11 protein-coding genes and 1 tRNA gene are annotated in these 10,720 nt (G+C 66.7%); 7 read left to right on the forward strand and 5 right to left on the reverse strand.

What is annotated here, in order from left to right; genetic code table 11:
- The first annotated feature begins 585 nt into the window (after positions 1–585).
- Both C1A30_RS06410 and C1A30_RS06415 read left to right on the forward strand, forming a co-directional pair.
- Positions 586–792: an AlpA family transcriptional regulator gene (locus C1A30_RS06410; protein WP_101947345.1), complete on the forward strand. Its 207-nt coding sequence runs from the start codon at positions 586–588 to the stop codon at positions 790–792.
- A gap of 77 nt (positions 793–869) precedes the next feature.
- Positions 870–2,066 (forward strand): site-specific integrase, encoded by a 1,197-nt coding sequence (locus C1A30_RS06415; RefSeq protein ID WP_101947346.1) that lies wholly within the window; start codon positions 870–872, stop codon positions 2,064–2,066.
- A gap of 22 nt (positions 2,067–2,088) precedes the next feature.
- Here the strand turns inward: C1A30_RS06415 and C1A30_RS06420 are convergent.
- Positions 2,089–2,162 (reverse strand) — tRNA-Ile (locus tag C1A30_RS06420).
- A gap of 467 nt (positions 2,163–2,629) precedes the next feature.
- On the opposite strand from C1A30_RS06420, the gene C1A30_RS06430 reads away from it, so the two are divergent.
- On the forward strand, positions 2,630–2,929 hold the full coding sequence (locus C1A30_RS06430) for a J domain-containing protein (protein ID WP_160112703.1): 300 nt from the start codon (positions 2,630–2,632) through the stop codon (positions 2,927–2,929).
- A 20-nt stretch (positions 2,930–2,949) separates the two neighbouring features.
- Here the strand turns inward: C1A30_RS06430 and C1A30_RS06435 are convergent, their stop codons facing one another.
- From C1A30_RS06435 to C1A30_RS06445, 3 genes are read right to left on the reverse strand one after another with little or no spacing between them, the layout of a single operon-like run.
- Entirely contained in the window at positions 2,950–3,795 is an 846-nt protein-coding gene (locus C1A30_RS06435) for a carboxymuconolactone decarboxylase family protein (RefSeq protein ID WP_235009666.1), read from the reverse strand.
- A gap of 7 nt (positions 3,796–3,802) precedes the next feature.
- Positions 3,803–5,176, reverse strand: coding sequence for a metallopeptidase TldD-related protein (locus tag C1A30_RS06440; RefSeq protein ID WP_101947349.1), 1,374 nt, complete (start codon positions 5,174–5,176; stop codon positions 3,803–3,805).
- Complete coding sequence (locus tag C1A30_RS06445; protein ID WP_101947350.1) at positions 5,173–6,690, reverse strand: TldD/PmbA family protein; 1,518 nt, start codon at positions 6,688–6,690, stop codon at positions 5,173–5,175. Before C1A30_RS06445 ends, C1A30_RS06440 begins: the two co-directional genes overlap by 4 nt.
- A 45-nt stretch (positions 6,691–6,735) precedes the next feature.
- Here C1A30_RS06445 and C1A30_RS06450 point away from each other — a divergent pair, with 45 nt between their 5' ends.
- The 4 genes from C1A30_RS06450 to C1A30_RS06465 all read left to right on the forward strand — a co-directional run bounded on the left by C1A30_RS06450 (position 6,736) and on the right by C1A30_RS06465 (position 10,206).
- Positions 6,736–7,608, forward strand: a complete 873-nt coding sequence (locus C1A30_RS06450; RefSeq protein WP_200828174.1) for a carbohydrate ABC transporter permease — start codon at positions 6,736–6,738, stop codon at positions 7,606–7,608.
- Complete coding sequence (locus C1A30_RS06455; RefSeq protein ID WP_101947351.1) at positions 7,595–8,410, forward strand: carbohydrate ABC transporter permease; 816 nt, start codon at positions 7,595–7,597, stop codon at positions 8,408–8,410. Before C1A30_RS06450 ends, C1A30_RS06455 begins: the two co-directional genes overlap by 14 nt.
- A complete protein-coding gene (locus C1A30_RS06460; protein WP_101947352.1) occupies positions 8,407–9,690 on the forward strand; it encodes a sugar ABC transporter substrate-binding protein in 1,284 nt (427 codons plus the stop codon). Before C1A30_RS06455 ends, C1A30_RS06460 begins: the two co-directional genes overlap by 4 nt.
- 126 nt (positions 9,691–9,816) lie before the next feature.
- A complete protein-coding gene (locus tag C1A30_RS06465) occupies positions 9,817–10,206 on the forward strand; it encodes a hypothetical protein (RefSeq protein WP_101947353.1) in 390 nt (129 codons plus the stop codon).
- An 87-nt stretch (positions 10,207–10,293) separates the two neighbouring features.
- On the opposite strand, the gene C1A30_RS06470 is transcribed toward C1A30_RS06465, so the two are convergent.
- Positions 10,294–10,698, reverse strand: coding sequence for a hypothetical protein (locus C1A30_RS06470; protein ID WP_142392558.1), 405 nt, complete (start codon positions 10,696–10,698; stop codon positions 10,294–10,296).
- Between the last annotated feature and the right edge of the window lie 22 nt (positions 10,699–10,720).

Here is a 10,720-nt window from a genome sequence, read left to right on the forward strand (position 1 = left end):
CCCGCGGGAAGACGGAGTCAACGCATTGGGTGGCTTAGTGCGCTCAGGTCGCACGCAGCGCGAATGGCGCGGTGGTGCGCGTGGCGCTGGTGGTCGAGGCGGTTTCCCGGGAACCCGGCGTTGGCGGCACCATGCCTGGGGCGCTACTCCCGGCAATTCCAGCGCGACCGGCAAAGCCGGCTACCGGCCAGCGCGGCTGACCGATCTAACCGAGGACGCAGGTCGTCAGCGCGCTGGGCGTTTCAACATCCCTAGGCGGCATGGCCCGCGCCTGGCAGACAGGGACTGACAGGTCAGAAACCTCCGAAGGCATGTGGCCGTGAAGGCCGCCCAGTGCGCCAAGACACGCAGTAACGAGACGCTAAGAGGTGTAGGCCCCGACACGGCTGAGGTTCGCTGCCAGGACAAATGGACCTACCTGGAACCCCGATGAGACGGTGGGGACGCTGGCATCTTTACACGCCAGCGGTCGGGGATTCGACCCGATCGGCCGAATTGGTCAGTCTTGGGAGTCGCACAAGCCTCGTTGGCATCGGAGGATGGCAAGAGGCCAAGCCGTCGAAATGACGGCGGAGAGAAGGCGCAATGGAGGACAACACCGACGAGAGGTGGATCACCCGCCAGGAGCTCGCCGACAGGTATGGCGTGCCGGTGAAGACGCCAGCCCAATGGGCTTCCAAGGGCACCGGACCGCCGTATGCCAAGTTCGGCCGCCACGTCCGATACCGCCTGCGCGACGTCGTCGCTTGGGAGGCAAAGCAACTCGACGTACATAGCCGCGACTCCGCATAGGGCCTACTTTGTCGGATGTGAGCGCTACGCTGCGCGAGAAGAGAGATGAGCGTTAACCGCCCGCGCAGTTGAGGACGATGGCCGGCAGACCACAACTACGGATTGCCACCCATGGCAAGATCAAACGCATCTACCAGGGCGGCGGTGTCTGGCTGGCCCGGTGCCGGTACCGCGACACCGACGGCGTTACGCGTGTCGTCCAAAAGCTCGGTCCCGCAGACGAATACGACAAATACGGCAAGCTAGCCGAGGATGCGCTGATTGCCGTTCTCTCTGAACGGAAACGCGCAGGGATCCACGGCGAGATCGGGCCGGACACCAAGGTGGCCGATCTCGTCGAGCAACACCTCACGCGGCTGGCCGAGGACGGCCGTTCGCCCGTGACGATGTCGACGTACCGCTTCACCAACACGAAGCTGAAGAAATTCGTCGGCGGCCTGCGGGTGAGCGAGGCGACTCCCGCCCGCATGGACGCCGCTCTCAGGTCCATGCGGAATGCCCACGGCGCGACCATGGCCCGTCAATCCAAATCGATTCTGCGCGGCGCACTACAGCTCGCTGTGATGGCCAGTGTCATCAACGCCAACCCGGTGCGGGACGTGCAGCCCGTGCGGTCCAAGAGCCAGCCTAAGGGCGCCGTCGCACTTACCGCCGACCAACTACGCGACCTTCTCGTCAACCTGCAGACATCAGAGTTCTGCGAGAAGCAGGATCTCGTGGACCCGATCACCCTCCTGATCGCCACGGGCATCCGCCGATCGGAACTGCTCGCCCTGCGCTGGTCCGACTTCGACGAGAAGACCGACATGCTCACCGTCGCCGGAAAAGTGATCCGAGTGCCCGGCGAGGGCCTGATGCGCGTGGACGAAACCAAGTCAGCCGCCGGCCGCCGCACCATTCCCCTGCCCCGCTTCGCCGTCGAGATGCTGCAAAAGCGTCGGCATCTCCCCTACCTCGGCGAGCAGACCGTCATCTTCCCGTCCACCGCCGGCACCCTTCGCGATCCGAACAACTTCTTGAAGCTGTGGCGCACCGCGAGAGAGGAGCTCGGCGTCCCGGACGCGACCACCCACAGCTTCCGTAAGACCGTCGCCACCCTCATCGACGACGAAGGCCTCTCCGCCCGAATCGGCGCCGACCACCTCGGTCACAGCCACGTCAGCATGACCCAGGACCGCTACATGACACGCGGCCGCATCCACACTCAGGTAGCCGACCTGCTCGATCGCACAGTCCGCATAAACGATGAAAAAACGATGACTCACGACCACTGATCTTGAAAAATGGCCTCTGGAGTGGGGCGGGCGGGGCTCGAACCCGCGACCAACGGATTATGAGTCCGCGGCTCTAACCGACTGAGCTACCGCCCCAGCGCACAGTTTCGCGGCACCATGTTCGCACATGCCTTGCGGCTTGCCGTTGTTGAGTTGTCGCTCGTGAGCCGGGCGGAGGTACGGACCGTCTGCGCGTCGACTCTGGCCCCCGGGACGAAATCAACGGGACGGTTAATTCCATAGCCGCGGGGGTAGACCGCCCGTAGCTAGGCGGCGAGGACACCCCGTGTGCTTGCCGGCCCGAGAGGAGGCACACCATGAGCGGCCGTTCATCGGTTTTGCTGGGCGCAATACTGTTTGCCGTCGGAGCGGTAGGAGCGGCGATCTGGCTGTGGGTCAAGCGCAGGCAGCTGGCGCTCGCTGCGGCTGAAGCGGTACCGAAGGCGGCAACTGCGGCGGCCACGGAACAGGCGTCGGCGCTCCCGGATCAGGCATCGGCCCTAACGGACGCGGCACCAGAGCTTCGACCGTCACCGCAGTAAACCCCGCAGGTGGACTCGCGAGTGGACTTTGATCCTTACGTCGTCTTGGGCGTGCCGCCAACCGCGACCGCCCATGAGATCCGCCACGCCTATCTCAGGCAAGTTCGAAAACATCACCCCGACGCCAAATCCGTTGCCGGGCAGTCGACGTCGTCCGCCGATGAGGCGTTTCGCCGGGTTAAGGCGGCCTACGAGCTGCTACGCGACCCCGATCGACGTGCACGGTATGACCGCGCACGCGCACGTGTTGACTCCGCCTCCGCCTCCTTGCGTATCCCTGGCCTGAGCTTCCGCTTTCGCGTGAAGTGGCTTTCGGACTGAACCCCCGCAGCGTCCGGCGTCTAACCGACCACCGTCTGGCCGTCCGCGTCGATCCGGAACAGCTCCGTCCCCTCGGTCACCTGCGCCGCGTCCGCACCGAGCGCCACCATGATCTTGTTGCACGCATTGCGCATCACGTCCAGCGTCAGCTCGAACGCCTCCTCCTCGGTGAAGTGCTCCCGCACCCCGGCCACCACGTCCCGATCGATCCGCGACGGCGTCCAGATCAACGCGTCCACATACCGCAGCGCCGCCTTATGCGCCTCCGACAACTGCGCGGACGACTGGTAGTCCTCGATGTCGGCATACAGCGTCTCCGATCCTCCGGCGTCCAGCGCACCGCCCTCGCGCCGCGACTTGCACAACCGACAGTTGTGCTGCGCCGCCCCCCGTAGCCGCACCACCTCCGTCGTCACCGGATCCAACGCCCGAAGACGCGCCACCGCAGGCACGAAATCGTTGAGCAGCACGCCGATCGGATCGGTGTCGTGATCCCAGTCCGGTGTCCCGCCGTTGCCCGGCTTGCCCATCCCCAACGCCTCGAAGCCCGCCCACACCCGGGGCACAAAATCGGCGATGAACATCGCTACGACGGTGCGAAAAGCGTTCTTGCCCAACGCCGCAACGAACTGCGTCCGCTGATTGTCCCCGATGCCCGACACGTCGACCGTGAACTGCTCGGCAAATGCCGCCACCACCGCGTCGTGCTCGCGCGCCTCGTCGATGAGGTCGACTTCCGTCGGCAACGGCGGCAGCGACAGCGCCCTGCCGCACGTCAACCGGATCACCGTGTCCAGACGCGGGTCCCCCGACGACAGCGCGACCAGTCCGGCCAGGCGCGAGGGCAAAGCTTCTTCGTCAGCCACCCATGGATTATTGCGCCTGACTGACCGAGGACATGTGAAAGTCAGGGATCCGCAGCGACGGCATCGCGGCCCGCGTCGCCCAATCGCCCCACTCCCGCGGCAGCGTCACCTCACTGACACCCGCCTCGGTGGCGCGTCGCAGCAGATCCAGCGGGCTCTCGTTGAACCGGAAGTTGTTGACGGCCGCCGTCACCTCGCCGTCCTCGATCAGGTACACGCCGTCGCGGGTCAGGCCCGTCAGCAGCAGCACGGTCGGGTCCACGGTGCGGATGTACCACAGCGTGGTGAGCAGCAGCCCCCGCTCGGTCCCCGCGATCATGTCCGCCAGGCCGGCCGACCCGCCCGTCATCAGCAGATTCTCCGCGGGCACCGTCACCGGCGCCCCGAACTCGGCGGCCGCCGCGCGTGGATATGCCAGCGCGTTGATCGTCCCGTCCCGGACCCAGTCCACCCGGCCGACGTCCATGCCGTTGTCGAACACCGACACCCGCTCCGACGAACTGGGCGCCACCACAAACGGGGTGCACTCCAACCCGGGGGCGTTCGGATCGGAGTACAACGTCAGCGGCAGGTCGGTCAGCTTCTCCCCCACCCGGGTTCCGCCGCCGGGCGCCGACAACGCGGTACGCCCCTCCTGCGCGCCCCGGCCACCCATCGACCAGGTCAGGTAGATCATCATGTCCGCCACCGTCGACGGCGGCATGATCGTCTCGTACCGCCCCGCGGGCAACTCGACGGTGCGCTTCGCCCACCCGAGTTGCGTGGACAGCCGCTCGATCAGCGAATCAATCGGCACGTCAACGAAATTCGGGGCGCCGACGCCCGCCCACGTGCTGGCGCCCTCGCGTTTGGCGTTGATCTCCACCGAACCGGTCGGCTGCGTGTACCGCCTCCGCAACCCGTTCGATGTCGCGACGAACGTCGTCTCCACGATGTGCCGGGCGTACCCGTACAACCGGTCCGCACCCCGAAACGCTTGCGCCAGCGGCTTGGCGATGTCCGCGAACACCTGCGCGCCGGTACCCGGCACCGGCGCATCCCAATCGGCCGGGACATCCCCACCCGGCAGCGGCGGCGCGCCGTCGCTCGCCTCGGGCGCCGACGCCGCCGTCTGCTGCGACGCCGCGACCAGATCCGCGATCACGGCCGGGTCAACGGCACTGGACCGCATCGACCCCACATGCGCCGTATCTCCCCGCCGCACAATCGAAATGACCGTCGTGGTCCGGCTCACCGACTCGCCGTTGGTGGTCATCGAATTGCCCGCCCAGCGCAGTGCGGCGTCGGCGCGGTCGGTCACCACGACGATCGTCTCGTCGGCCCCACCCAGTCGCGCCGCCTCGGCCAGCGCAGTGTCGACGACCTGCTGCGCGCCGATCATCGTCCCGCCTCCGCCACCGTGTTGAGCACGTTGATGCCGCGGAACAGCGCCGACGGACAGCCGTGGCTGACCGCCGCCACCTGACCCGGTTGTGCCTTACCGCAATTGAACGCGCCACCCAGCCGCCACGTCGACGGCCCGCCGACGGCTTCCATCGCGCCCCAGAAGTCGGTGGTGGTCGCCTGATAGGCGACGTCGCGCACCTGACCGTCCAGCCTGCCGTCGCGGATCCGGAAAAACCGCTGCCCGGTGAACTGAAAGTTGTAGCGCTGCATATCGATTGACCAGCTCTTGTCGCCGACGATGTAGATGCCGTCCTCGACGCGGGCGATCAGGTCGTCGGTGGTGACGTCGTCGGCGGAGGGCTGCAGCGACACGTTGGCCATCCGCTGGATCGGCACGTGGTGCGGCGAGTCGGCGTACGAACAGCCGTTGGACCGCGTGACACCGAGCCGCGGTGCGAACACCCGATCCAGTTGGTAGCCGACGAAGATGCCGTCGCGCACCAGGTCCCAACTCTGTGCTCGCACCCCCTCGTCGTCGAAACCGACTGTCGCCAAGCCGTAGTCGACGGTCCGGTCCGCGGTGACATTCATCACCGGCGAGCCGTAGCGCATGGTGCCGAGCTTGTCCGGCGTTGCGAACGACGTGCCCGCATACGCGGCCTCGTAGCCGATCGCCCTGTCGTATTCGGTGGCGTGGCCGATTGATTCGTGAATCGTCAGCCAGAGGTTGGACGGGTCGATCACCAGGTCGGTCGGCCCGGCGGTCACCGACGGCGCCTTGACCTTTTCGGCGAGCAGCGACGGCAGCTGCGCCAGCTCGTCGGTCCAGTTCCACGGCTCGTCGTCGACGACGTACTCCCAGCCCCGCGCCGTCGGCGGCGCCAGCGTGCGCATCGACTCGAACGTGCCCGCCGCGGCGTCGACCGTGACCGCCTCCAACGACGGCTGCACCCGCACCCGCTGCTGGGTGATCGACGTGCCGAAGGTGTCGGCGTAGAACGTCTGCTCCTTGGCCGTGTGCAGCCCGGCCGAGACGTGGTCGACGCCGTCGGCTGCCAGCAGCCGGCCCGAGTACTCGCCAAGCACTGCGATCTTGTCGGCAACGCCGACGGTGAACGGATCGACCCGGTAGTCCGACACCCACGTCACGTCGGAATAGACCGGTTCGGCGGCCAACTCGATGTGCTCGGCGTTCAACGGCGCCAGCGTTCTGGCCACCTGCACGGCGCGCCGCGCGGTCTCGGCGGCCACCGCCGGGTCCAGCTCCGCGTGGGAGGCGAAGCCCCAGGTACCGTCGACGATCACCCGCACCGCCAGGCCGATCTCGTGGTCGACGACCGCGGTCTCCAGTTCGCCGTCACGCAACTGCATGAGCTCGGTGGTGATGCCATGTATGCGCAGGTCGGCGTAGCTGGCACCGGCTTCGATGGCGGCGGTCAAGGCGGCGTCGGCGAGCTGATGTCGCGGCAACGCGAGGAAGTCGGGGTCCACCCGGTGCGGCGCTGTCACGCCACCACCGTAGTGGCAGGCCAGCGGGTTCGTTTTAATGGCTCGGTGGCAGCAAACCGGGTCCGGTCGACGACTTTGGGTTATACGCTGCTCGCCCCCAGCCTGTTCGGCATGGTGACCTTCCTGCTGCTGCCCATCCTGGTGGTGTTGTGGCTGAGCCTGCACCGCTGGGATCTGCTGGGCCCGATTCGGTATGTCGGACTGGACAATTGGCATGCCGTGCTCACCGACCGGTCGTTCGCGACGTCACTGCTGGTGACCCTGGCGTTCATCGCGATGGTGGTGCCGCTGCAAACGGTGCTCGGGTTGATTGCCGCGGCGATGCTGTCGCGCGGGCTTCCCGGCAGCGGATTCTTCCGGACGCTGTACGTGCTGCCGTGGATCTGCGCGCCGCTGGCGATCGCGGTGCTGTGGCGGTGGATTCTGGCGCCCACCGACGGCGCCGTCAGCACCCTGCTCGGCCATCAGATCGAATGGCTAACCGATCCGGGTCTCGCGCTGCCCGTGGTGTCCGCGGTCGTGGTGTGGACCAACGTCGGTTACGTCACGCTGTTCTTCCTGGCGGGCATCCTCGCCATCCCGGAGGAGATCCACAACGCGGCCCGCACCGACGGCGCGACAACCTGGCAGCGGTTCCGCCGCATCACGCTGCCGATGCTGCGACCCACATTGTTCTTCGTGACGGTCACCGGGGTCATCAGCGCAGCGCAGGTTTTCGACACCGTGTACGCGTTGACCGGCGGCGGCCCGCAGGGTCGCACCGATCTGGTGGCCCACCGCATCTACGCCGAGGCGTTCGGTGCGGCGGCGGTCGGACGCGCCGCGGTGATGGCGGTGGTGTTGTTCGTGTTGCTGATCGGCGTGACGATCGTGCAGCACTTGTATTTCCGGCGGCGGATCACCTATGACCTCACCTAGCCGCGCCGTCATCTATCCCGGGCTGGCGATCGGCGCGGTGATCACGTTGGCGCCGTTCGCGTTGGGCCTGCTGACGTCGTTCACCTCGGCGCGCCAGTTCAACACCTCCTCGCCGCTGTCGTGGCCCGATCCGCCGACGTTGGAGAACTACACCGGACTGGCCGACGCGGGGTTCGGCAGGGCGATACTGGTCACCGCGTTGATGACCGCGGTGATCCTGCTCGGCCAGTTGACGTTCTCGGTGTTCGCCGCGTATGCCTTCGCCCGGCTGCAGTTTCCGGGCCGCGACGCATTGTTCTGGGTGTACATCGCCACGTTGATGGTGCCCGCGACTGTGACAGTGGTCCCGCTGTATCTGATGATGGCCGAGGCCGGGCTGCGAAACACGTTCTGGGCGTTGGTGTTGCCGTTCATGTTCGGCTCGCCGTACGCCATCTTCTTGCTGCGCGAGTACTTCCGCGGGATTCCGGCCGACTTGATCAACGCGGCCCGCGTGGACGGCGCCCACACGCTGGACATCATCTGGCACGTGGTGGTGCCTGCCAGTCGGCCGATTCTGGTGACGCTGGCGCTGATCACGACCGTCAGTCAATGGAACAATTTCATGTGGCCGCTGGTCATCACCAGTGGCGGCAAGTGGCAGGTGTTGACGGTCGCGACCGCCGGCCTGCAGTCGCGGTACAACGCGCAGTGGACGCTGGTGATGGCGGCGACGACGGTGGCGATCGTGCCGCTGATCGTGCTGTTCGTGGCGACGGGCCGCCACATCGTCCGCTCGATCGTCGTCACGGGGCTGAAATGACTTGGCGACCACGCGCTTCGACGCTGGTGTTCACCGGGCTGGCGGTGACGTTGGCGGTGCTGCTGTTGTTCGCGACGCTGCTGGGCCGTTCCGGGGAGCCCGCGGGGCGGACGGTGGTGACGGTGCGGTTGTGGGACGAGCAGGTGGCCGCCGCTTATCGGGAGTCGTTCGCCGCGTTTACGCGTGAGCACCCCGACATCGAGGTCCGCGTCAACGTGGTGGCCTACTCGAGCTACTTCGACACCTTGCGCACCGACGTGGCGGGCGGCGGCGCCGACGACATCTTCTGGCTGTCCAACGCGTACTTCTCCGGCTACGCCGACAGCGGTCGGCTGATGAAGATCGACCGTTCGACCGCGTGGGAGCCGTCGGTGGTCGAGCAGTTCACCCGGCACGGAACGCTGTGGGCGGTACCGCAACTGACCGATGCGGGCATCGCGTTGTACTACAACGCCGACCTGCTGGCGGCCGCGGGCGTCAATCCGCGTGAACTGTCGTCGCTGCGCTGGTCACTCGACGGCGACGACACGCTGCGGCCTCTGCTGGCCCGGTTGACGTTGGACGCTGACGGCCGTCGGCAGTGGGGCTACAACGCCGCCAACGATCTGCAGGGCATCTACCTCAACTACATCGGGTCGGCGGGCGGGGTGTTCTCCGACGGCGACCGGTTCGCGTTCGACAACCCGCAGGCCGCGTCGGCGTTCGAATATCTGGTCCGCCTGATCAACACCGATCACGTCGCTCCGCCCGCCTCGGACACCAACGACAACGGCGACTTCTCCCGCAACCAGTTCCTGCAGGGCAGGATGGCGCTGTTCCAGTCCGGCACCTACAACCTGGCCGCCGTCGCCGATCAGGCACTGTTCCGCTGGGGGGTGGCGATGATGCCGTCCGGCCCGAAGGGCCGCGTCAGTGTGACCAACGGCATTGCCGCGGCGGGTAATTCGGCGACCAGACACCCCGACGCGGTGCGGCAGGTGCTGGCGTGGATGGGCAGCCAACGCGGTAACGAGTTCCTCGGCGCGAAGGGTTCCGCGATTCCGGCCGTGCTCGCCGCGCAGCCGGTCTACGACAAGTACTGGGCGTCGCGCGGCGTCGACGTGAGCCCGTTCTTCCGGGTGCTCGACGGACCCAGGATTCCGGCGCCGGGCGGGGCGGGCTTCGCGGCCGGATTCGATGCGTTGAAGCCGTACTTTGCCGAGATGTTCCTCGGCCGCGCCGATGTGCGGACCACACTGCGCGACGCGCAGAGGGCGGCCAATGCCGCCGCCGTGCGTTAAGTAGTGCCGCGGCGAAACCGGCCGACTGCAGTGGCGCACTACTGACGCCCACCGCCCGCCCGACGCGCGACGATCTTCGTAGCGGAACGCGAGCCTTCGCGATCACCGCTTCTAAAGGGGGAGACCATGTTCAGGAAAATCTTGATCAGCATGGCGGCTGCCGCCGCCGTATCGGTTCCGTTCGCGGGTACGGCGTGGGCAGACCCGCCGTCCGACAACAACCCACCAGGTCACGCGTCCACGGGGCCCGGCCTACCAAACGAGGCCGCGGGGTTGTTCGGGTCTCCCGACCCGATCACTCCCGGCTCGGTTTTCTCGACACTGCCGAAGGACAAGGGCGAAAGCACTCCGGAAGCCGTTCGCGACTTCTTGAATGACGTGTTCTACGCCGGCACGGGTGCGAGTTTCGCGCCGACTCCGCCAGGCGTCGCCATCAAGACGTTCACGCCTGCGTGCAAGAGCGGCCGAACGGCGAGCGACCCGGCCGTCGACGGCGGAGCGTCGATCTGTCACTGACACCCGAGCGTTGACGCTGCGGTGGTGGCGTGAAAATGCGTGTCCGCGACGCCCTCACCGCAGAGTCAGCGCGACGACGCACCCAGGCTAGTTCTGAGCACAGACCGGATTGTTGGGAAGTAGGCACGGGTTGAGCATCGGCGGTGCCTGCGAGGTCGGCGGGGGCGGCGGCGGCGTCGGCGTATAGACCGGCGTGAACGTCTCGGTCCCGATGTCGGATGGATCATGAATTCGTGGCGGCACCGGCGTGAACGTCTCGGTTCCGATGTCGGATGGATCGTGCCACGATCCGGCAGGACCGGGGCCAGGTGGCGGCGCATCGCAGTCGTCCTGGTCGACACTGTCGTCGGTACAGCTCTCGTAAGTTGTTAGGCTCCAGACTTTTTCCACGTGTGCCGCAGGATGGGTGCCAAGTGCGACAATGGTCGTCGCCGTCAGCATTGCCGCTATCGCAAGCAATTGCATACTGTTTTTGATGCCCATGTGCCTCATGAGGCCTCCTTGACTTGGCAGA

This window comes from Mycobacterium sp. 3519A (assembly GCF_900240945.1).
Lineage (GTDB): Bacteria > Actinomycetota > Actinomycetes > Mycobacteriales > Mycobacteriaceae > Mycobacterium.